The organism is Methylomagnum ishizawai (genome assembly GCF_900155475.1).
Taxonomy (GTDB): Bacteria; Pseudomonadota; Gammaproteobacteria; order Methylococcales; family Methylococcaceae; genus Methylomagnum; species Methylomagnum ishizawai_A.
Map to the genome: position 1 here is coordinate 262,157 of NZ_FXAM01000002.1, position 22,918 is coordinate 285,074.

The following is a 22,918-nucleotide window of genomic DNA, read 5'->3' on the forward strand; positions in this document are numbered from 1 at the left end:
TGGAAGCCGGTTCCGCCAGGATACCGACTTGATAGGTAAGCATTATGACGGGGTGGATATTCCACCCTTTGAGTGGGAATCAGGTTTCCGGTTTGAACAGGGCGTTGAGGGCGCGTATCTGGAGCGCTTGATATTCGGTGAATACTTCCCTCGAATTCCGCTGTAAAGCCTCGACCGCCGCGCCGCCTTCCGCCAGCAATCCGGCCAGCCGCGCCGCGAGGCTTTCCAGGGTCGGGCAATGGTGTTCGGGGTGGGGGCTGGCGATGCCGGTGAAGCCATCGACCGTCGATAACACCCCGGTCCCGAACGACAGGGCTTCCACCGTCTTGATCTTGAGCCCGGTGCCACCCAGCATCGGGTTGAGGGCGATATCGACCTGGGCGTAAAAATCGTCCACCCGGTCCACCATGCCCAAGGGCCGGAACGGGCCGAGCCGGTGCTGGGCTATTTTGCCGCAAATCGGTCCGGCCAGCAGGAAATCGGCCTGGGTACCGAGGTCCGGGTGGGCGGCGAGGGCGTCCACCAGTTTCTCGAAGCCGTTCACGTTCCAGGGGTTGGAACTGGCGAGATAGCCCACGGCGATGCGCGGGCGCGGCCTGGGCGCGGCTTGGCGCTGGGGGGTGATGAAACCGACGGTCTCGACCCTGGGCAGTCCCAAAGCCCGGTAATGGTCGCGCTCCTGGTCCTGGATGGCGACGACCAGATTGGCGCGGCGCAGGCCGCGCAGGTCTTCTTCGACCGTGGTGTAGAACCATTCGGGCGGCATCCCGGCCTCAATGGAGCGCAGGTGGCGGTCGCCGAACACGTCGTGGGTATCGACCACCTTGAACACCTCGTCCGGCAGCGCTTCCAGCACCCCGGAAAACCAGACGTAGTTCACCAGCACCAGGCGGTAGTTCCAGCGCCGGTGCAATTCGGCGGCGAGGTCGCCGACACGGGGATCGTACCAGTCGTCGATGCCGTAATGGTCTTCTTGCGACATCTGGCCGCCCGTGGGCAGATCGCAGGGCAGGCTGTAGAAATAATCCCAATCGGCGGACATGTCCTCGCGCTGCTGGGGGTCCAGCCCTTCCAGCGGGTAGTAGAGGAAATGCACGCGGTAGCCCAGGGCTTGCAGGCAGCGCCCCATGCGGTGGATGCGGGCGCTATTGCCTTGGAATTGGGGGTGGCTGGGAATCGGGGAAACGATCAGGCAATGCATGGTTCAGTAATCCCCGCGCTCGATTTCGATATCCATCAGGGCCAAGCCCAGGCGGCGTGGATCGTCGGGGTTGATGGTGTAGGTTTCGGAATGGGTGAACAGGATTTCGGCGACGGGCTGGAAGCGGGCCAAACCGGCCACGAATTCCCCGGCCAGGCCGATATCGTGTTCGCCCTGCTCGATGGCGAGGTCCAGCGCCTGGCCGTTCACGAACACCCGCAGGGTCTCCAGCACCCGCCCGTCGGCGACTTTGAGCAGGCGGCAGGCCAGCCGGTAACGCCCCGGACGGGGCAAGGGCACCCGTGCCGTGGCGCGGGGCTTGGGGCCGGTCCAACGCCAGCGCAAATCCTCCCAGTTCTCGGCGGGGTAGAACCCCGCGGCGTCGGGGATTGCATCGGCTTGCAGATGGATGCGGGCCGGGACCGCGGGGGGACGCCGGTATTCGCCGAGGTAGGCCCAGGCCGCCCGGTCCCGCGCCGCCGCGAAGCCCGCCGGAGTGACGGCCTCGCCGGGGGCGTCGAGCAGGGCCAAAGCCAGACCCGCTGGCAGTCCCAGGAACACGGTCTCCCGCCAATCGCGCAGGGCGGCTTCGATGCCATCGCGGCTATTGAGCGGGGTGAGCGTCGAATCGTGTAGGAGATAGCCCGCCTCCGCCAGGGTCGCGGCCACGGCCAGTAGTTCGGTGGTGGCGAGGGGGATCGATCCCTGCCGCCCACGGGCGATGAGCAAGGCCGGGCGGGCGCTGGCGAGATGGCGGACCGCCCCCCGCACCAAGCCCGCCGAACCGTGGATATCGGTGAGGATCAAGCCGAGGCCCAGGTCGGGATCGAGCGCTTCGTCCAGGACGTGGCACCGCCGCAATTGGGGCCGCGACCCCAGACCATGGGCGATACCCCCGACATCGAGCCAATCGCGCTCGGACCCGCCCAACAAGGTCGGCACCGTCCCGGAATCCCAGGAGCCTTGCGGCCAGACGGCGGAACCCGCCGCGCCGGGAACGGGGAACAGGTAGAGTTCGGCCTCGGTGTTGTGCCGCAGCCAGTCCAGGACCGGCGAGGCCGGATCGGTCGCGCAGACCGCCGTCCGCCAAGGGCCATGGATGCGGAACAAGGCGGGCAAGAGGCCCAGCCCGGCCCCGCCGAAATAAGGCAGGCGGCCGGTTTCGGCCAGCATCCGCCAAGTCAGTTCGGGTGTGTTCATGCCATCGCCTCCGGCTGGGTGGATATGGCCGGTGTCGGCGGACGTGGCGCGATGAACTCGGACACCTTCACCGCCTGCCAACAGGCCTCGAAGGGCGGTTCCGCATCCACGGTCCCCGTGTTGAAATCGATGCCGGGCGCGACATCGGAAGGACCGCCCAAAGCCCGTTTCAGCGGTTTGAAACCGGCGCGGGCGATCTCGGTCTCGATCCGGCGCGGATCGTCCAGCAAGCCAGAAGCCGCAGCCTCCCCGCGCACCAGATCGACCACCAGCACCCCGCCGAAAGCCAGGGTGCGGTTGAGCGCCGCCAGCGTGGCCTGGAAGTCCGGGGCCGCGGGTTCGCGGGCGGCGTAGAGCGCGGCGTCGGCCCCCCGCTCCGGCGGCACTTCCGCCAAGCGGGCGATGTGCCCGCCGCGATAGCCATAATGCTCTAGCCAAACGGTCCGGGTCGCGGATTCGTCGCCCGCCAGCACCAAGCGGCTATGGGCCTGGGCTTCCGGCAGCAGGGCTTCCCGCGCCCAGGCTTGTCCCGGCGGCGGCGGACCGGCCCGCCCCAACAAGGCTTGCAGGGGACGCAATCCCAACAGCCGGTGCGGGGCTTCCACGCCCCAGAACGGTTCGGGCCGTGCCTGGACTTCTAACAAGGCCTCACGGTACGCCGCCGCCGAGCGGGCGATGGCGTGGCGGTCCCGGAGGAAATGTTTGGCGCGGCGGCCGATTTCTTCGCGCAAGGCCGGGTTATCGATGGTCTCCAACAAGGCCGCTGTCAAACTTGCGTCGAAATCTTCGGACCAGGGCACCTTGACACAGACATCGTCCGGCAATTCGGCGAAGGGTCCGTGATCGACCACCACTACGCAGGCACCGCAACCCAGGGCGCGGATCAAGGTACCGCTGGTTTCGCCCCCGGTGGGATAGCGCAGGTTGATGACCAGGTCGGCGGCGGCGATGTAATCGAAGAACGCGGTCTCGTCCAGATAATCGGTGACGATGACCACATCCTCCAGATCGTACTGGACGATGGCCGCGTCCACATCGAATTGGTCCGGCAGACGTGCCCCGGCCAGTACGTAGCGGAATGGCGGCAATTGGTCGCGGAGGGCGGCGAGACAGCGCAGGACGGCGTCGATCTGCTTGGCCTTGGTGATGAAGCCCAGCGAGAGCAGGACCAGTTCGGCGTCTTCGAGTCCGAGCTTGGCGCGGACTTCCTGGCGGTCCAATCCGTCTACCCGCTCGACCACCGGGGTCAGGTGGTGGGGGATGAAATAGGCCGGGGTCCCGGCGCTTTGGGCCTTGGCCTTGAAATAGGCGAAGGCCGAATGGACCACCACGCCCTGGGCCCGAGCCAGCAGGGTACGGGTCAGCGGCAGTTCGTAGAACATCGCCCGCTCGCGCCAGCGGTAGCGCTCGAATTGCTCGCCGAGCAAGCGCCCCGCCGCCCCGTACTCGCGTTCCAACAGAGCCGTATAGCCCGCGAAATCGCCATAGCGCAGGGTCGCGCAATCCATCAGGTGGTGCAGCGAGACATCGTGCAGCACGACCACGCCGGGCCGTTCCAACATCGTGGGCAGCATGTAGACATGGTCCGGGTTGTTGCCGACATGGTAGAGGTGGACATGGTCGGCGTAGTCCTCGGGCCGGGCCAGATACTCGGCCAGGAACACCGTCGCGATGCCGTCCCAGCCCGGACCCCGGTGGGGCGCGGGGTGGTTGTCCTCCAGGACCACGGTGACCTCGAAGTCCTGGGCGTGCCAGGGCAGGATTTCGTGGGTGTAATCGGCGATGCCGTTCTCGCGCGGGGGCAGCGGCGAGAACACCGCCAGTTTGGGTTTGACCACGGCTACCACGCTAGCCGCTCCTTTTGCGGCGGGTGCCCGTGCCGGTGGCCGGGATCGCGGCGGCCTGGGTTTCCACTTCCGCTCCCGCCACCACGGCGGGAATCCCGCCCGTGTCGGCCCGCGCTTCCACAGCTTCCACCACGTCCGCCGCGTCAGCTTGGATTTCCGCTGCCGCCGTCACGGCGATAGCCAGGACCACCTCGCCCGTATCGATTTTAATCCCCGCATCTTCCACCACGACCGGAGCCGCGTCGACGGCTCCGGGCAACGGTTCGGCATAATATCGGGCTGGCATTCCCAGCGCGGCCTTCTTGACCTCCTGCAATTCCCGCTCGAAAGCGTCGCGCTGGATGCTGTAGAACGCCTCGAAGCGGCCTAGCAATTCACGCGCCAGTGTTTCGAAAGTGGCTGGGAACTCGGCGAGTTGCCTGTCGAGCGTGGACGTGACCTCGCGGATACGCAGGATTTCGGTAATCAAGGTATTGGCCGCGCTCGGTCCGAACAACACCGGGCTATTGGCGAGTTCGTAGCCACTGTCCACCACCCGGACCCGTAATGAATGCACCCGGCCATCAATCAAGTCATAGGTCAAGGGCAACTCGAAACCGCTGTTACCGCCCTCGGGATGTTGTCCCTCCACATCCCCGCGATAACGGCTGGCTAGGGCAGTCGCGACCACCCGCTCGCCGTCCAGCAATTCCACTTCGACCTCGTCGCCGGGGAAGGCCAGGTTGAACACCCAGCCCACCATCATGCCGTCGCGGATACCATCGATATAACCCTTGTAGTCATTCAGCAAGGGCTTGGGTAATATCCCGATGAATTCGGCCCGCGAGCGGATGGAGAGCTGGCCGGCCAAAGGGGTTTCCTGGCCCACAACCCTGGCCCAGATATTCAAAGGATAATCGCCCTTGGGCAGGGTTTCCGGGATCACCGAAAACGTATGCATCCCGTTGCCTTTGCGCTGTTTCACCAGGTCCAGGGAAAACCCATCGGCCAGGGTCCTGGCGATCACCACGCCATTGCACATCACCTCCACCTCGACCGGGTCGTAGGGTTTGCCACTATCCCAAGCCCATCCCTCGAAACCTTCGTTACCCAGCGATTGCAACTCGCCTTCTATCGTGGATTCCATCATTCAAATACCTTGCTTAAATCGTTATGCACTCAACGTGGTATGCCATCGTCGCCATGTTTCGCGATATATTCATCGGAATCCAGCAGTCCGTCAATCATATCCCGCCAATCATTTTCCAAAAGACCGATGGCCAAATCCTTGATAGCCTCCCGGTCGGGCACGGTTTCCCCGAGGAATTTCTTGCGCCATTTGCGGGCGATCTCGTTCGGGGTATCGTTCATGAGCATCTTCTCGCGATATTCGTCCGACCGGCACATTGCCTTGATAATCTCCCGCACCGAGAAATTACCATTGGTAAGGTTATCGACACACCAATCAAAACCTTCCGGGTCGCTGTCACGCGCCAATATCGAACCATAAAGCTGGCCGGCGATCTTGCTAGCTTGGTTGAAAGTCATTTTCTTGGCCATTAGAAACCCCTATCGTAGGATATGGTTGGATTTCCCCATGGCGGGTTATCGCCACGGGCAGGAAAATCGAGGGAAAGCGGCCCCGGTCAGGGGCGCCGGATCAATTCGGCCAGCCTGTGGGATATCCGTCCGCCTACCGGGCCTGGCGAATAGTATTGGAGGATATATTCACGCGCCGCGGCACCGCGGGCGCTATAACGGGGATAGTCCAGGAATACCGCCCGCATCTTGGCGGCGGCATCGTCGATATTGGGTTCGGCCCAGGATTGCCCAGCACCGCAGGGATATTCTGTCGCGCCGACCGCCACCAGGGCGTGCGGCACGGGGATTCCCGTGGCCTCGGTCAGGTAGTCGGCGCTGCCGGAATAATCGGTGGCGATCACCGGCTTCCCCATCAGCATAGCCTCGGCCAGGGTGCGGCCGAAACCCTCCGCCCGGTGTAGGGATACATAGGCGTCGCATGCTTGAATCAGCCCCAATACCGCCCCCTTGTCGAGGGTCGCATCGAGCAGGACGATCCTCGGGTCTTGGGTGCGGGCTTGGTCGATTAAGGCCCACAACGGGGAATCGTGGACCGCGTTGGACACCTTCAGCACCAGGTTCACCGGCTCGTCGCCCTGCGGGAAAGCCCGTAAAAACGCCTCGACGCAAGCTTCGGGGTTTTTCCGGGCCGGATAGGACATGAAATCGAATACGAACAGGAACAGGAACCGTTCCTCGGGCAGGCCGAAATCGGCCCGCGAGCGCTCCTCCAATTCGTCGATGGTCACCACCATGGGCATATGCAGGACCGGCACTGGGGAATCGGCGGCGAAGGCCCGCAAGGTATAGTGGCTGGAAGACCAAACCTCGTCCACCAAGCCATAGACCTTATGCCAATCCCTGGGCCATTCCGGCAACTCCCATGGCCAGCAGCCGATGACATAGGTGTTCTGGAAAATATCAGGCCGGTTCAACCAAAACGCGGCGGTATCGAACGCCGTCATGCAGATCAAGGTGATGGGATAGCGCGGATGGGCGGAAAGGTGCCGTGTCATCGAAAAGTCCATTTGCCGGATTTCCTTGCCCGGCTGGCGGTTCAAAATACAAAAGGGGATGCCGGCCGATTCCAAGGCGCGGGTGATCATCCGCACATCCTCGCCTATGCCGAGTTCGCCCATGGCATAGCCGACTAGGTTGACCCCCAGGCAGGCCGGGTCCAAACCGGGCAAATGGGGTTTGCAGGAGGTGCCGGAGGTGTCCGGGCCGTTATCGAATAAACCCTTGGGTTTGAAACCGGGCAGGGGCTTCAGGTTGGAATTCAGAATATCCCATAAGGGTTTGAGTTCGGCCCCGGCATAGAGTTTGTCGTAGAGCAGGGAGCGCAGTTCGATGCGGCCCTCGCGGGTGGTGATATCGATCTTCTCCCGCAACCCATTTTCCGCCAGCCACAAGTACCACATGAGACGGGTGACGGGTGGATTCAAATCCCCTTCCATATAAGGAACCGGCTCGCACAGGCGGACGGCATGCGGCAAGCGGATATATTTGAAATAATGGTGCTTGCCGAGACCATGGATATAGAACCAAGCGACATAGCTTTCCCGCTCGGCCCGTTCCGCCAGATTGAAGGCGGCGGATAAATCCCGCTGCCAAGCCCATACCCCATACATCAGGCGGCTGATGGGCATGGAAACATCTTGTTGCACATGGGGTGACGGGGCTTCGATATAATCCAGTTCGGCCTCGGTCAGCAGGGAAAACAAATCGTATTCGACCACGCCATAGATGAAATACCAATAAGAGAAACGCTCCCAATCGATACCGTTTTCGCCGGCGCAGACTTCCCGCGCATCCTGCCTGGATTGCGCCAGGAAGCGCATGAGTCGGGTGATACCGAAGCCGTTCCATTCCCCGACGACCTCCTGGACGATGGCGGTATATCCAGGGTCGAACCAAGGGGTATCGGGATATTCCCGGCGTCCGAACGCCAGCCACCACGCCACGAACTCCTTTTTCGCCTCTTCCTCGGAGCTGTTTTCGGCCAGCAGTTTTTCCCGTACATCGCCGCGCAACAGCCACAGGAGATTCATGTCGCGGTTCAAGACATCACTGTCGCGGGCGTCCGTAGGAAGAGGCGTGGATTCGCGCTTTCCGCTTGGGTTTCTATGCATTTTGAGCTGGATGGGCGCGTGCTGTTTCGGTACGGATAAACGCACCGGAACACGCGGAGGATTGGAGAGATGAAGCCGGGATTTTTCCCCAGGCCGCCAGCTCGGCTTGGATGGCTTTTTCATTCTTTAACTAATCCGTAATAGTGGTGATTGTGCTGGATTATAACCACCGACCGGCCATTGGATTAGGTCATTTTATTATTTTCATATGCCCTTGCTTGAGCCTGGCTCACAATCCTGGTTGACACTTGGCTCGTACCGCGTTGTCCAGGTGTTTTATGCCTGGACGCGCTGGATATTGCCGTGCGGTTATATGGGGAACCCTGGTAAATGGGATATGTCCGTACGATTTTCAAAGCAGTTTAATCAGCCGAAAATAAGATGTCCATATCCTCTGTTTTATTGGATTCCTCCCGCCGGGAAAAAGCGCCATTATGGAATTGGCGCGTCGATAGGGCGGGTTTGGTGATACCCCGTCCGAAACCGTGGGCCGGCGGCGGGTCCGTCCATGGCCCGCCTAACCGCCGGGGTCGCCTTTCACCCAGTGATGGATGAGTCGTTCGAGTTCGTCGGTTTGTGCCTCGGTCAGGCTGGCGGCTTTGAGGGTGATCTTGATGTGCTTGCCGCCGCGGACCAGGGAGCCGACCTTCTGCCCATGGCGGCTGAACACGACTTCGGCGGGCGCGGCGGCGCGTCCCGGCCCCAGGGCGTAGCGCTTGATCTGCGGGATCAATAGGTTCTGGGCCAAGGCGCCCGATTCGATCAGGTCCAACGCCTTTTGGGTGGCGTCCCGGTAGACCCCGGCCCCGTCCTCCACCGAACCGAACAAGCCCTTGAGGTTGTCGGCGGAAGTGCGGTGGATCAGGCGGGGATTCTGGTCCAGCCGCGCCCGCAGCCAATCCGGCAGGTCGAGGAAGGCCAGATAACGGTAGGTGTCCTTGCGGTCCTTGTTGAGATAGCGGGCCAACTGGCTGGTGGTCTTGAAGCGCTCGCGCAGGTTGCCCAGGGCCAGGGCGATCTCGTAGTCGCTCAAATCCTCGCGGTCGATGTTCTCGACCAGGGCCATCAAGGCGACTTCCTGGTCGGCCAGTTCGCGCACCACGGCGTCGATATGCTGATGCCCGGCCAGCTTCGCCGCCCGCCAGCGGCGCTCCCCGACCACCAATTGATAGCGCTCCTCCTTGCGCCGCAGCACGATGGGCTCGATCACGCCCTGGGTGGCCTGGATCGATTGGGCCAATTCCCGCAGGCCGGCGTCGTCGAAATGGGTGCGGGGCTGCCAGGGGTTGGGATCGATCAAATCGACGTGGATTTTGCGGGCGGCGGACCCCTGCGGCGATGGGCCGAGGTCCGGCCCCACCGTTTCCTGATTGGCTTGGTGGAGACCGATGGATTCTTTGGATTTGGCCGCCAGCTTTTCCAGCGGCGACAGTTTCTTCGGGGCGGGCGGCGCGGTGGTATCGGTGTCGGACATGGGCTGGGTTCCGGGGTCAGGCGGCGTCGCCATTCTTCTGCAAGGCCAGGGTTTCCGCGAGATGGGCGGCGAGCTGCGCGTAATCCTGGGTCACCCGCCCGTCGCGTTCGATCTTGCGGATCGGGCAGCGCGAGACGCTGGCCTCGCCCACCTTGGTACTGGAATGGATCACGATGGGCAAGATCGAACCCACCATGTCCTTGGCGGATTGGGCGATGGCTTTACAGGTGCGCCTGCGCTCGTCGTGGCGGGTCAACAACACGCCCAGGTTGAGCAGTCCGGGGTTCAAGGCCTTGCTCATGCGGTGGATGAAGGCGTGCAGGTCGGTGACGCCGTGCAAGGGGTATTGGGAGTTGGTTTCTATCGGGATCAGGTAATGGCTGGCCGAAGCGATGGCGTTGCCGGACAACAGCCCCAGCCGCGGCGGGCAATCGATGATGATGATATCGTAGACCGAGCGCAGCGGCTCGACCCTGGCCGCGAGTTCCTTATAGGGTTGGGGCGAATAGGCCCGCAGATGGTCCTCGACATGGTCCAGCGACAGGCTGCCGGGGATGAAATGGATGTTCTTGAAGCCGGGATTGACCTCGGTCTGGATCGCGGCGGCCACGGCCTCGATGGTTTCGCCCTTGAACAGGATGGCGGCATTGACGCCCAGGCTGGCCGGATGGGCGATGCCGAGATGCAGGCTGGCGTTGGCCTGGGGGTCGAGGTCGATCACCAGCACATTATGCCCAGTCAAGCCGAGTTCGGCGGCGAGATTCACCGCCGTGGTGGTTTTCCCGACCCCACCCTTGTGGTTGGTGATCGCGATGACGGGCGCGAGGCTGGATGGGGTCATAGGGATCGCTGCTTGTGGATGATGCGGGTCAAAATAACAGCATATTCATCCGTGTCAACTTTCCCCGCACACGGCTTTTCCAAGGTGTGGAATTTTTCCACACTTTTCCTTGAAACCGGGCGGGAGGTTCGTTCCTTCCCAATCCAGGCTTGTTTTGCGATGTTTCCAAGCGAGTGTTCCCAGCCCAATTTGGGCGTCGGCGGCAACCAGGAAAGTGTGGAATTTTTCCACATTCATGCCGCCACTGGGGATGTCCCATTCTGCCAGCGGACTTGACAAGCAAACGCCCGATTTACACAATCGATTTCAATCGCTTGATTAAGCCCAGCCGCCGCGAGACCCGCCTTGACCTCCCTGACCACCAGCTTCCCGAACGCCGCCCGCAGCCGTTTGGTGTGGGCGGCTTGGCGTTTGTCCGCCGGTTTGGCCCTGCTGCCGCCGCTGTGGTCGGGCTGCGGCGGCGGATTGATCGCCACCGTCGGGCCGGATTACCAAGCTCCGGCCCCGCCCACCGCACCGCGTTGGCAGGCGGAACCACCCGCCGCGCCCCTGGCCCATGGTGGTGATCCAGCGGCGCTCGAACGCTGGTGGGAAGGTTTCCAAGACCCCACGCTCGACCGTTTCCTGGCCGCGGCCCAGCGGGAAAGCGCCGACGTGGCCGAGGCCCGCGCCCGCATCGAAGAAGCCCGCGCCGGGCTGGCCGGGGCTGAATCGACCGGCTTGCCCCGCCTCGATGGCAGCGCGGATATCACCCATTCCAACTTTTCCTTCGGCGGTCCGCCTTTCATGCGCGACCAATACCAAATCGGGTTGCAATCGAATTGGGAAATCGATCTGTTCGGCGGTATCGCCCGCCAGCGCGAGGCGGCGGACAGCCAAGTCCAGGCCCGTGCGGCCTCTTGGCACGCCGCGCGGGTGGCGGTCGCGGTCGAGGTCGCCAATGCCTATCTGGAGTACCGGCTGTGCGAAGCCTTGGTCGGGCTGGCCGACGCCGACGCCGCCTCGCGCCGGGAAACCGCCCGCCTGACCGATATCGCCGGTAGCGCCGGCCTGCGCGCCCCGGCCGATGTCGCCCTGGCCCGCGCCAGTGCCGCCGACGGCCAGGACGGCCTGCTGCGCCAGCAAGGGCAGTGCGAACGCGCCATCAAAGGCTTGGTGGCCCTGACCGGCTTGTCCGAACCCGAGGTCCGCCACCGCCTGACCGCCGCCCCGGAACGGGTGGCGCGGATGCCCAATCCACCGCCGTTCCGGTTGGACGGCCTACCGGCGCGGGTCTTGCTGCAACGGCCCGATGTCGCCGCCGCCGAACGCGCCGTGGCCGAGGCCAGTGCCCAGATCGGGGTCGAACAGGCCAAGCGCTTCCCCAAGCTGAGCCTGTCCGGGAATATCACCCCCAGCCTCCAGAGCATCAACGGCGCGGCCCTGGTCCTGGCCCAAACCTGGTCGTTCGGCCCGACCCTGAGCCTGCCGCTGTTCGACTGGGGCAAACGCGCCGCCGACGTGGCGGCCGCCAACGCCCGCTACCAAGCCGCCGTGTCACGGTTCAAGTCCACGGTCAGGACGGCAGCACAGGAAGTCGAAGAAGCCCTGGTCCGCCTCCGCGCCGCCGAACAACGCCTGCCGGAAGCCCGCGCCGCCGCCGAGGGCTACCGGGCCAATTTCCGCGCCACCGAGCAACTCTACCGGGTCGGATTCGGCAGCTTGATCGACGCCGAAGCCTCGCGCCGCCAAGCCCTGGCCTCCGAGCGGGCGGTGGCCGAGTTGGAGCAGGAATACGCCGCCGCCTGGATCGCCCTCTACCGGGCAGCGGGCGGCTCCTGGGAAGACCGGCCCTCGGCCCTTCCCACCGCATCCCCCGGAAACCACGCATCGTGAGCAAGGCAACGCTATTCCGCATCCTCCTGGCCCTGGCCCTTTGCGCCGGGCTGGGTCTCGGCCTCGGGCATGGCGATCCGCCCGCCCCGGCCCCCACGCCCAAACCCGCCCTCAATATCGAAGCCGTGCGGCCCCAATTGCGCGAACTACCGTTGACCCAGGCCGCCAATGGCTCGGTGGCGGCCTGGCAGGAAGCCATCATCGGCGCGGAGGTGGGCGGGCTCCGGCTGGTCGAGGTCCATGCCCAGGTCGGCGACAGCGTGCGCAAAGGCCAGGTGTTGGCGGTGCTGGACCGGGAGCGGGTCGCCGCCGACGTGGCCCAGGCCCGCGCCGCGCTGGCCGAAGCCGAGGCCACCCTGGAGGAAGCCCGCCTCAACGCCGGGCGGGTGCGGCGGGTGGTGGATTCCGGGGCGCTCAGCGATCAGCAGGTGGGCCAATATCTCACCGGCGAGAAAACCGCCGCGGCACGGGTGCGTTCGGCCCAGGCCCAACTCGACCAGCAATTGCTGCGTCTGCGCCATGCCCAAGTGTTGGCGAGCGACGACGGGGTGGTTTCCAGCCGTAGCGCCACCCTGGGCGCGGTGGCGGCGGAAGGCCAGGAATTGTTCCGCCTGATCCGCCAGAACCGGCTGGAATGGCGGGCCGAAGTGACCGCTGCCGAATTGCGGCGGCTCCAACCCGGCGTTGTGGCGCGGGTAGCGGTGCCCGGTGCCGCCGAGGCAATCGGCAAGCTCCGCGCCGTGGGGCCGACCCTCGACGACCAAAGCCGCAACGCCCTGGTCTATGTGGACCTGCCGGACGCCGCCGCCGCCGGATTCAAGCCGGGAATGTTCGCCCACGGCGAATTCCAACTCGGCAACCAAACCGCCCTGGCCGTGCCGCGAACCGCCCTGGCCCTGCGCGAGGGCTTCAGCTATGTGTTCCGGCTACAAGATGAAAACGGCGGTATCGCCCGCGTGGCCGAAGTCAAGGTGACACTGGGGCGGCGCGACGGCGATTGGGTGGAAATCTCCGGCACCATCGGCCCCGGCGACCGGCTGGTGGCGGCGGGGGCGTCGTTCCTGGCCGATGGCGACACCGTGAGGATCGTGCGCTAGGAGCCTGTCGGACTGGAACCCGATCCAACGGACCTGATGCCAGGTGATTCGGATATCGACGAAGCCTGGGGTGCCAACCCCATCGAGCTGCGCCTCGGCGAGGAGATGAGCGGTTGCTTGCGTCCCTCGGGGCGGATCGACCGACATCTTCTTGGCACCACAGCGACCGCGCCAAATAATCCCTTGTACCGGAACACTGTTCCGCATCGCCAACGTCCGCGCCAAGCGCAAAACGCCGGGCCTGATGCGGTGGCCCCTGATCGCCACGCGGGGGCGGCGGCTTCGCCGCCCGCGTTGAATCCGCGCTCCCAAGCGCCTGGGTTGGGCCACGAAACAGCTACACTTGCGCGGCCTTTCTAACGTCCGGTTGCGCGGAAATGGGCATGGCGGCGGAAACCGTGGCCGAACGGACCAAGCCCGCGCCACCAACGCCGGAGTGATCCGGCGCTTTCTGGATGTGGACATCCGCATGCAAACGCTCGGGGAGGGCGTGTTCCGGGTCGAGGTGGGAGGATGTCCCGATTTCGGAGCGGACGCAGTGTTCACCAAGCAGTAAAATACAAAATTCGCTCTAAGCTTTGCTAGTTCGCCAAGACAAGCCGGGTGGACCCATCCGACGCCAGTGCCCAGACAGGATCAACCAGCGATGCCGAGAATGTTTTCCGAGAGGTACAGCCCAGACCAGGCCGACAATTCCATCGCGATCATAGGCACGGCTTGTCGGTTGCCCGGTGCCGAAAACATCGACGCGCTATGGCGGTTATTGGCCGAGGGGCGCTCCGCTTTGCAGGCCATTCCGGCCGGACGCTGGGACATAGGCCACCTCTATCACCCCGAACGTAAAACACCGGGCCGCACCGTCAATCGGCAAGCCGGCCTGATCGACGGCATCGACCGCTTCGACGCGGCGTTCTTCGGCCTATCGGCCCGCGAGGCCCGCAGCCTCGATCCCCAGCAACGCCTATTGCTGGAAACCACTTGGCACGCGCTCGAAGACGCCGGTCTGGCTCCCGAACCCCTGCGCGGACAACGGGTCGGGGTCTATGCCGCCGCGATGGCCAACGACTACCAACAACACACGGCCTCGCCTTTCCACGCGCCCGACGCCTACGCCGCCACGGGTACCTACGCCGCCCTGCTCGCCAACCGCCTTTCGGGGTTCTTCGGTTGGCGCGGCGAAAGTGTCACAGTGGACACCGCCTGCGCTTCTTCCCTCGCCGCCCTGCACCATGCCCGGCTGGCCCTGTTGAGCGGGGCGGTGGACTATTGCGTGGTGGGGGCGGTCAACGCCTTGATTAGCCCTTGGCGGGCGGTGGCGTTTTCCCAGGCTGGCATGCTGAGCGGCGACGGCCTATGCAAGACCTTCGCCGAGGGAGCCGACGGCTATGTGCCGGGCGAGGGCGTGGTCGTATTGATATTGCGGCGGACCCCGGATGCGCTGGCTGCGGGCGACCGTATCCATGGCTTGTTGCTGGGCACGGCCTTGAACCACATGGGACCGGCTCCGACCCTCACCGCGCCATCGGTGGAAGCCGAGGCTGGGGTGATCGCTGCCGCCCTGCGCCAAGCGGGCGTCGATCCGACCCGGCTGTCCTATGTGGAATGCCATGGCACGGGAACGGCGTTGGGCGACCCCATCGAGGTGGAAGCCTTGGCCCGCGCCTTGCCCGCCGGGCCGGCCCCGGTCCTGCTGGGCTCGATCAAAACCAATATCGGGCATCTCGAAGCCGCCGCCGGTTTGGCCGGTGTCCTCAAAGTCCTGCTGATGTTGCGGCACGGCCAGATTCCGCCGACGCTCAATCTGGCCCAGGACAATCCCTTGATCGATTTCGCCGCCCTGTCCTTGGCCCCGGCCCGCCGCTTGACGGCTTGGGACAGCCGCCCCCGGTTGGCGGGGGTCAGCGCCTTCGGTTTCGGCGGCGCGGGAGGCCATGCCATCCTGGCCGAGCCACCGGCCCGGTATTCCCCCGGCGCTGGAAAGCGCCCCGTTTCCACCCAATCGGTGCCGCTTCCGCTGTCCGCCGCCGATCCCACCGCCTTGCGCGATTTGGCCTCGGCACTGGCCGAACACCTAGAACAACCCAACCCGCCGGACCTCGACACCCTCAACCGGGGGTTGAGTTTGCAACGGGGCGCTTTGCCCTGGCGCTTGCTCATCCGCGCCCGCGACCTGCGGGAAGCGGTGGCGGGCTTGCGCCGGGCTGAGTCGGCGATCCAAGCGCCGATGGAGATTACGCCGGATATCGCCCTGCGCCTATGGTCCGGCCCGGAGCCAGCCGCTTGGCAGGAATCCCGCCGCCAAATCCCAGGTTTGGAGCGCATCGCCCTCGATTTGGAACGCCAACTCACCCGCGCCGGTTTCCATCCCGCCGATACCGCCGTCGCCGCCCATCTCCAAATCCGCGCTTGGTTGGATTTACTGGCGGAATGCGGTGTGGAGCCCCGCCTGTTCCATGCCTTCGGCGGTGCCCGGCCTGCCGCCCTCGCCGCCGCAGGCGTGCTGGACGACATCGCGGCGGCCCGTTTGGCTTGCCATGGCCGGGTGGAGCCGACGGATTGCCGACGGCCTGTCGTGGCCTATCGCGATGGCGATACCGGCTTGGAACTGCCGCCGCTGCGTCCCGCCGCCGCCGCGTTGCAGGCTTTGCAGCCGACCGTCGCCGCCACCCGTGAACTGCTGGATTTGGGCCAGCGCCTCTGGCGGAGTAACCACACTTTCCGCGCCCAGCTCGAAACTTGGCAGGATGTGCTGGGAACCGGCCTGGGCGAGCGCTTGACAGGGGAATCCACTCCCGGCTTGGCTTTGGCGGTGGCGACGGCCCTGTGGTCCACCTGTGCGCGTTGGTCCTTGCGCCCGCCCACGGTGGCGGTGCGCTGGGCCGCTTGGCCCGTGGCGGGTTGGGTGGCCGATGGTTGGGTCGGGCGGAACCTGGCCTTGGACGTGTTGGGCCAAGCGCGGCCCTTTACCGAACTGGCCGCACCCCTGGCCCGCATCACCCGCTCGCCGGACGCGGAACGGCATCCTTGGTTGGCACAGCAACGCGCCCATCTGCCGGAATGGGCGGACCTCTCTTCGCCCTTGGAAGGCCCGTCCCGCCCTCCGGTAGCGGAGGCGGCGGATTGGGTCATCGCCTTGGGCAGCCGTTCCACGGCTCCCGCCCTGCCCACTCCCGGCGGGCGACTGTTATGGCTGGACCCCGCCGACGGCCTGGCCGGTTTGGAGGAAGTGCTGGCCGAGCTATGGCACCATGGTTGCGATGTGCGTTACCGGGCCTTGGGTTGGCCCCGCCCCCATATCCCATTGCCGCGCTATCCCTTCAACCGCCAGTCCTATTGGCTCCCCCGGCTCCCGGAAAACGCCAGTCCAACCCTGTGGGAAACCGGCCAGACCTTCGGTGCCGAAGCGGCCACCGCGCCGCCAGCGGTCCCGGCGGACCCGGCCCCGCCGAAGCCAGGGATTGGGTGGCCTGCATACGGGCTTGTGCCGCCGACACCTTGGAAGCCGATATCGATGGGATCGATCCCCACCGGCCCTTGAACGAGCAAGGTATCGATTCGCTGATTTCCATGGATTTGGCCGCCCGGATCGAACGCGCGACCGGGGTTAAGCTGAGTCCCGCTATCATCGAGGAACTGGGGACCGTAACCGCCCTGGCCGAGCGCGTGGCCCACGCCACCAGCCAGGAAGCCGCCCTGCCACCGCCAGCCACCACGACCGCGACGGCGCTTCCAGACTCAGGCACCTCGATCCGCGTCGTCAAACAAGCGACGCCCGGACTGTTGGATGGCCTCCAAGCCACGGCGACCACCTTACCCGCGCCCGGCCCCGGCCAAGTCCAAATCCGTGTCCACGCCGCCGGATTGAATTTCCGCGATTTGATGATCGCCCTCGATTCCCTGCCGGAAGCGCGGGGCGAGCCTTTGGGTTTGGAGTTCTGCGGGGAAATCCAAGCCTTGGGCGCGAACGTCGAAGGCTTCGAGGTGGGGCAGCGGGTGTTCGGGCTCGCTCCTGGGGCCATGGCGGCGGCGGTGAACGTTAACGCTGATTTATTGGCCCCGGCCCCCGCCGATCTCAATGATGCCGAATGCGCCGCCCTGCCTGTGGCCTACCTCACCGCCCTGCGCTGTTTGGAGTTGCCGGAATTCCTCCCGGCTCCGCGCCGTTCCATCCTGATCCACGCCGCCACCGGCGGTTTGGGGCAAGCCACCTTGCGTTTGGCCCAGGCGGCGGGCATGGACATCTTCGCCACCGCTGGCAGCCCTGATAAACGCGCTTGGCTCGAAGCCCAGGGCGTGGCGAAGGCGATGGATTCGCGGCGGCTGGATTTCGCCGATGAAATCCTGGTCGCGACCCAGGGCCGTGGGGTCGATCTGGTCTTGAATTCACTGACTGGCGCGGCGGTGGATCGCGGCTTGGCTTGCCTCGCGGCAGGCGGGGTCTTTATCGAGGTGGGTAAAACCGACCTCCGCGACCCGGCGGATATCGCCCTGCGCCATCCCAGCCGCCATTACCGGATTTACGATCTGGTGGCGGAAATCCGTACCCAACCCGCCCAGGTGGGTCGCTGGTTACGGGCACTGGGGGAGCGCATCGCCCAGGGTGGATTGCCGCCCTTGCCGGTCGAAACCTTCGCTTTGGACGCGGCGCGGAATGCTTTCCAGCAGATGGCCCGCGCCCGCCATCGCGGCAAGATCGTCCTGTTGGCGGAGCCGCCAACCCGCCGGAAACCAACCCCGCCGCCGGATATCGATGCCCCGGTGGCGGATTTTCCTTTGGCCGTGGTCGGTTATTCGGGCCGTTTCCCCGGCGCGGAGGATTGCGCGGCGTTGTGGGAGGTGTTGCGGGCCGGACGGCCTGTGACCGGCACGGTTCCCGCCGGGCGTTGGTCGCAGCGCGAATTGGCCTTGTTTTCCAGTGGCCTACCCGACCCGGCCCGGTTGCAGCGCGGTGGCTTCCTGGTCGGGGCCGAAGATTTCGACGCCGCCGGGTTCGGGTTCTCGCCCCGCGAGGCCCGCGCCACCGATCCGCGCCAACGCCTGTTGTTGGAAGAAACCTGGCGTGCCCTCCACGCCGCCGGCCTCGATTGGAGCGGTCCCGGTGCTAGCCTGCGCCCCGCCAATATCGGCATGTTCGTCGCCGCCGATGCCGGGGATTATGGGTTCAAGCGGGCCACGGCGGGGGCGCGGGGCGATCAACTCGCCCTGGCCGGTAATCTGCCGTCTTCGCTGGCGGCACGCTTGGCCCATGTGTTCGACTGCGCGGGACCGGCCCTGACCCTGGACCTGTCCTGTTCTGCTTCGCTGGGTGCCCTGTGGGCGGCGCGGCAGGCCTTGGCACAGGGCGATTGCCACTGCGCGGTGGTGGCGGCGGTCAGCCTGCATTCGACGCCGATGCTGGCGTCCCAGCTCGCGGCGGCGGATTTGCTGTCGGCGCGGGGGCAGAGCCTACCGTTCACCGTGGAGGCCGATGGCTTGGTGCCCGCCGAAGCCTGCGTGGCCCTGGTGGTCAAACCGCTGGCCCAAGCCCAGGCCGATGGCGACGCCATCCACGCGGTTTTGCGCGGGATCGGGGTGGCCCACGACGGCTCGGGACGCGGTTTCACCCTACCCGATGCCGGACATCTGGCCGATCTTTACGCCGCGACCCTGGACCGGGCCGGGGTGTCCGCCGAACAAATCGATTTGATTTCCGCCCATGGCGTGGGCATGCGCGGCGGGGACGCCGCCGAAATCACCGCCTTGACCCGGACCTTCGCCGCGGTCGCAAGCCCCCGCCCGCTGACCACGGCCAAGCCCTTGCTCGGCCATACCTTGGCGGCGGCGGGATTGACCGCCCTGGTCCATGCCATCCTGCAACTCCGGCATCAGCGCCTGTTGCCGGTCGGATTGGCGGGCCGGAGCTTGATTCCCGAATGGGACGCCACGCGCTTCCATGTCCCCGCCGAACCCACCGCTTGGCCCGCCCGCCCGGAGGGCCAGCCCCGCCGGGTCTTGCTGAATACCTTCGCCATCAATGGCGGTTTGGGCGCGGCCATCGTCGAAGATGCCCCGCCCGGCACCGCGCCCGCGATGCCATTTCCCCGCCTGCCCGCCCGCCAGTTGCAGCGGCGGCGGTTTTGGCCGGAGTTGGACACCGGCCCCGGCTTCGACCCCGATCCGGTCGAACCCACCCCGGCGGAAACCGCCGCCGATGGCCTGCGCGAAGAACTGGGCGAATTGTTGCAGGAAGCGCCCGAACGGCTGGATTTGGAGGCCGATCCGGTGGCCCTGGGCTTGTCGAGTGTCCTGGCCATCGAATTGCAGCACCGTCTGCGCCGCCGCTATGGGTTGGAGCTGGGACTGGACGAGATTCTTGGGGTGGCGCGGTTGGCCGACTTGCTGCCGCGCTTGGCGGAAGGTGGCGTGCCCTTGCCTACGCCGTCGGTCCCGCCCGATGACGCGCCGCACGCGCCCTTCCCCCTGACCGCGTTGCAAGCCGCCTATTGGAGCGGACGCCAGCCCGATGTGCCCTTGGGCGGAACCGATTGCCAAGTCTATTGGGAATTCGAGTGCGCGAAACCCTGGCCGGTGGCCGACCTCGAAGCCGCCTGGAACCGGCTGGTGGCGGCGCATCCGATGCTGCGGGCGGTAATCGACGGCGATGCCCGCCAGCGGGTGTTGGGCGAGGTGCCCGCTTACCGCTTCGAGGTTCTGGACCTCGCCGACGCCCCGGACGCCGCCCAACAGCGCCAGAATCTACGCGACACCCTGGCAACCGCCGCCATCGATCCCGGCGTTTGGCCGCTGTTCCGTATCGCCGTGAGCCGCGTGGGCAACAGCCAACGCCTGCATTGCGCCCTGAACCTATTGGTGATGGACGTGTTGAGCCTGTATTCCCTGCTCGATGAGCTGGCGTTGTTGGCCGATAGCCCGGCGGCGACCTGCGCCAGCCCGGCGGTCAGCTTCCGGCAATGCGTACAAGCCGTGCGGGATGCCGCCGAGGGTGAGGCTTGGCGCAAAGCCGAAAGCTTCTGGGCGGCACGCGGCCCCCGACTGCCCCCGGCCCCGGACCTGCCCATGACCCAGCCTTTGGGACATCTGGGCCGCTTGTCCACCCGCAGGTTCCAAACACGGCTCACGGCGGACGCATGGCGGGGCATCGCCGCCGAAGCCAAGCAACGGGGGCATAGCGCCAGCGTGGCGTTCCTGGCCGTGTTCGCCGCCACCCTGGCCCATTGGACCCGCTCGCCCCATTTCACCCTGAACCTGACCACGCATACCCGCCCCCCCCTGCATCCCGAGGTCAACCGCGTGGTGGGCAATTTCACCGGGACCGTGCTGCTGGATGTGGCGGTCGAGGCCGGACAGCCGTTCCGGGCCTTGGCGGCGCGGGTTGGCTCGCGTTTGCGCGAACATCTGGGCCAGACCGCCTATCCGGGCGTCCAGGTCTTGCGTCGCCGCGCCGCCGCCTTGGGCTGGGATGCGGGTCTGATGCCGGTGGTGTTCACCAGTATGTTGGGCTACGAAAGCCTGCGCAGCGGTGGCAAAACCGCCGCCGCGCCCTTGATCGGCAGCCTGATCCATGGCGCGACCCGCACCCCGCAAGTCACCTTGGATGCCCAGGTCCAGGCCGATGCCGAGGGGGTTTTGCTGAGTTGGGACGTGGCCGAGGGCGTGTTTCCCGAGGGACTCCCCGAAGCGATGTTCGCGGCCTGGACCGAAGCCGCCCGCGCTCTGGCCGAAGCCGCAGGCTGGGAGGAGGATATTCCCGCCCGCATCGCCCGCCACGAAGCTGCAGTACGGGCCATCGCCAACGCCGATACCAGCCCCATTCCCGACGAAGCGCTGTATGCGCCGTTCTTGCGCCAAGCCGCCGCCCATCCCGACCGCAGCGCCTTGATTGCGCCTGGGCGCAGCCTGAGCTACGGCGAACTGGTCGGGCAATGCGCTGGTCTCGCCATCCAGTTGCGGGCCTTGGGTGCCCGGCCCGGCGCATTGGTCGCCGTGGCGATGGAAAAGGGGTGGCGGCAAGTCATGGCGGCCATCGCGGTGCAAATGGCCGGTGCCGCTTATTTGCCGCTGGCGGTCGATTTGCCCGCCGCCCGGTTCCAACAGCTCGTCGAACGTGGCGAAGTGCGTATCGCCCTGACCGAAGCCGGGCGCACGCTCGCATGGCCCGCCGGGGTCGAGGTTGTCGCCATCGACGAGCGGGGGCCGGAACCGGGCGATCCCGCCGACCTGCCGCCGGTCGATCCCGATAGCTTGGCCTATGTGATTTTCACCTCGGGTTCCACCGGCGAACCCAAGGGCGTCATGTTGAGCCATCGCGCCGCGCTCAACACCTGCCTCGATATCAACCGCCGCTTCGCGCTCGGTCCCGAGGACCGGGGCTTGGCCTTGTCGGCCCTGAGTTTCGACCTATCGGTTTGGGATATCTTCGGAATGTTGGCGGCGGGGGCCGCTTTGGTATTGCCCCGGCCCGCTTCGGCCAACGATCCGGCTTATCTGGCCGGGTTGATGCGCGAACAGCGGATCACGGTGTGGAACAGTGTGCCCATGTACCTGGAACTGTTCCTGGCCGGGGAGCCTGCGCCCACGGATGTGGCGGCTTTGCGGGTGGCGATGCTGTCCGGCGATTGGATCGCGTTGGGATTGGCCGGGCGTTTACGGGCCGTGGCCCCGGCGGCGCGGGTGCATTCCCTGGGCGGGGCCACCGAGGCCGCGATTTGGTCGATCCACCATCCCATCGAGGACGCGCCCCGGCCCGGTTGGCCGTCGGTGCCTTATGGCCGGGCCTTGGATAACCAAACCATGCAGGTGCTGGACGCCGACCTACAGCCCTGTCCCGATGGCGTGGCCGGGGATTTGTACATCGGCGGCATCGGCTTGGCACTGGGCTATTGGCGCGATCCCGAGCGCACGGCGGCGGCGTTCATCGTCCACCCCGCGAACGGCGAACGGCTGTACCGTACCGGCGATTTGGCCCGGTGGCGCGAGGCAGGTCTGCTCGAATTCCTGGGGCGGCGTGACGGTCAAGTCAAGATCGATGGCTTCCGGGTGGAACTGGGCGAAATCGAAGCCGTGTTGCGGACCCATCCGGTGGTGCGCGAGGCGGTGGCGGTGGCTCCCGCCGACGGCCAGGGCCGCAGGCGCTTGGCCGCGTTCTGCCTGCTCGATGCCGATACGTCCCCGGCGGTATTGCTCGACCACCTGAGGAGCCGCCTGCCCGCGTATATGATTCCCAAGGAACTGCGTATCTTGGATCGCCTGCCCCTGAACGATAACGAGAAGATCGACCGCCGCGCCCTGGCGGAATGGGCGTTCCGGGCCGGGACCGAGCCGCCCGTGCCGACAGCGGCGGTCGATGCCGGTGAACTGGAACGACGCTTGACGGCGCTGTGGGGCGATATCATCGGCGAGGCGCGGGGAACCCCTTGTGTGCCGGACCCCCGCCGCAATTTGTTCGAGTTGGGAGCCGATAGCCTGATGGCGGTGGTCGCCAGCCGCCGCATCGTCCGCGACCTGGGCGTTTCTTGCACCGTGACCGAGATTTTCAGCCACGCCACCATCGCCCGTTTAGCCAAGGCGCTGGCGGAACGGATGCCACGCGCAGCCGTTCCGCCCGTGTCCGCCGTCCCGTCCGTCGCCAGTGCCGCGCCCCCCGTGCGGGCCGACCGGCGACGGGCGTTCCGTTCCCGACTGGATTGAGTGC

12 protein-coding genes are annotated in these 22,918 nt (G+C 65.8%); 4 read left to right on the plus strand and 8 right to left on the minus strand.

Annotation, left to right across the window (positions count from 1 at the left end; genetic code table 11):
- Window positions 1–79: 79 nt before the first annotated feature.
- The 8 genes from B9N93_RS21710 to B9N93_RS21740 form a co-directional block, all read right to left on the minus strand.
- Complete coding sequence (locus tag B9N93_RS21710) at window positions 80–1,201, minus strand: glycosyltransferase (RefSeq protein ID WP_085216516.1); 1,122 nt, start codon at window positions 1,199–1,201, stop codon at window positions 80–82.
- A gap of 3 nt (window positions 1,202–1,204) precedes the next feature.
- Window positions 1,205–2,401, minus strand: a complete 1,197-nt coding sequence (locus tag B9N93_RS25795) for a hypothetical protein (RefSeq protein WP_176225390.1) — start codon at window positions 2,399–2,401, stop codon at window positions 1,205–1,207.
- The gene (locus B9N93_RS21715; RefSeq protein ID WP_085216517.1) at window positions 2,398–4,248 is read right to left on the minus strand and encodes a glycosyltransferase; all 1,851 of its coding nucleotides are present in this window, start codon (window positions 4,246–4,248) and stop codon (window positions 2,398–2,400) included. The genes B9N93_RS25795 and B9N93_RS21715 overlap by 4 nt, the downstream gene beginning before the upstream one ends.
- Window position 4,249: 1 nt before the next feature.
- Window positions 4,250–5,377 (minus strand): hypothetical protein, encoded by a 1,128-nt coding sequence (locus tag B9N93_RS21720; RefSeq protein ID WP_085216518.1) that lies wholly within the window; start codon window positions 5,375–5,377, stop codon window positions 4,250–4,252.
- Between the two features lie 29 nt (window positions 5,378–5,406).
- Entirely contained in the window at window positions 5,407–5,787 is a 381-nt protein-coding gene (locus B9N93_RS21725) for a phycobilisome rod-core linker polypeptide (RefSeq protein WP_085216519.1), read from the minus strand.
- 86 nt (window positions 5,788–5,873) lie between these two features.
- Window positions 5,874–7,859, minus strand: coding sequence for a glycosyltransferase family 4 protein (locus B9N93_RS21730; RefSeq protein WP_176225391.1), 1,986 nt, complete (start codon window positions 7,857–7,859; stop codon window positions 5,874–5,876).
- A gap of 598 nt (window positions 7,860–8,457) precedes the next feature.
- The gene (locus B9N93_RS21735; protein WP_176225392.1) at window positions 8,458–9,414 is read right to left on the minus strand and encodes a ParB/RepB/Spo0J family partition protein; all 957 of its coding nucleotides are present in this window, start codon (window positions 9,412–9,414) and stop codon (window positions 8,458–8,460) included.
- A 16-nt stretch (window positions 9,415–9,430) separates the two neighbouring features.
- Window positions 9,431–10,255: a ParA family protein gene (locus tag B9N93_RS21740; protein ID WP_085216522.1), complete on the minus strand. Its 825-nt coding sequence runs from the start codon at window positions 10,253–10,255 to the stop codon at window positions 9,431–9,433.
- 345 nt (window positions 10,256–10,600) lie between these two features.
- Here B9N93_RS21740 and B9N93_RS21745 point away from each other — a divergent pair, with 345 nt between their 5' ends.
- From B9N93_RS21745 to B9N93_RS21765, 4 genes are all read left to right on the plus strand, one after another.
- Window positions 10,601–12,130 (plus strand): efflux transporter outer membrane subunit, encoded by a 1,530-nt coding sequence (locus B9N93_RS21745; protein WP_368655833.1) that lies wholly within the window; start codon window positions 10,601–10,603, stop codon window positions 12,128–12,130.
- The gene (locus B9N93_RS21750) at window positions 12,127–13,227 is read left to right on the plus strand and encodes an efflux RND transporter periplasmic adaptor subunit (protein WP_085216523.1); all 1,101 of its coding nucleotides are present in this window, start codon (window positions 12,127–12,129) and stop codon (window positions 13,225–13,227) included. Before B9N93_RS21745 ends, B9N93_RS21750 begins: the two co-directional genes overlap by 4 nt.
- A gap of 646 nt (window positions 13,228–13,873) precedes the next feature.
- Window positions 13,874–16,765 (plus strand): beta-ketoacyl [acyl carrier protein] synthase domain-containing protein, encoded by a 2,892-nt coding sequence (locus B9N93_RS21760; RefSeq protein WP_085216525.1) that lies wholly within the window; start codon window positions 13,874–13,876, stop codon window positions 16,763–16,765.
- Entirely contained in the window at window positions 16,690–22,914 is a 6,225-nt protein-coding gene (locus B9N93_RS21765) for a non-ribosomal peptide synthetase (RefSeq protein ID WP_176225394.1), read from the plus strand. The genes B9N93_RS21760 and B9N93_RS21765 overlap by 76 nt, the downstream gene beginning before the upstream one ends.
- Window positions 22,915–22,918 lie beyond the last annotated feature (4 nt).

What these genes read in the sequence shown, in the direction of transcription:
- B9N93_RS25795 (WP_176225390.1), bottom strand. Translation starts at nt 2,401, where the DNA reads ATGAACACACCCGAACTGACTTGGCGGATGCTGGCCGAAACCGGCCGC.
- B9N93_RS21730 (WP_176225391.1), bottom strand. Translation starts at nt 7,859, where the DNA reads ATGAATCTCCTGTGGCTGTTGCGCGGCGATGTACGGGAAAAACTGCTG.
- B9N93_RS21720 (WP_085216518.1), bottom strand. Translation starts at nt 5,377, where the DNA reads ATGATGGAATCCACGATAGAAGGCGAGTTGCAATCGCTGGGTAACGAA.
- B9N93_RS21760 (WP_085216525.1), top strand. Translation starts at nt 13,874, where the DNA reads ATGCCGAGAATGTTTTCCGAGAGGTACAGCCCAGACCAGGCCGACAAT.
- B9N93_RS21725 (WP_085216519.1), bottom strand. Translation starts at nt 5,787, where the DNA reads ATGGCCAAGAAAATGACTTTCAACCAAGCTAGCAAGATCGCCGGCCAG.
- B9N93_RS21710 (WP_085216516.1), bottom strand. Translation starts at nt 1,201, where the DNA reads ATGCATTGCCTGATCGTTTCCCCGATTCCCAGCCACCCCCAATTCCAA.
- B9N93_RS21735 (WP_176225392.1), bottom strand. Translation starts at nt 9,414, where the DNA reads ATGTCCGACACCGATACCACCGCGCCGCCCGCCCCGAAGAAACTGTCG.
- B9N93_RS21740 (WP_085216522.1), bottom strand. Translation starts at nt 10,255, where the DNA reads ATGACCCCATCCAGCCTCGCGCCCGTCATCGCGATCACCAACCACAAG.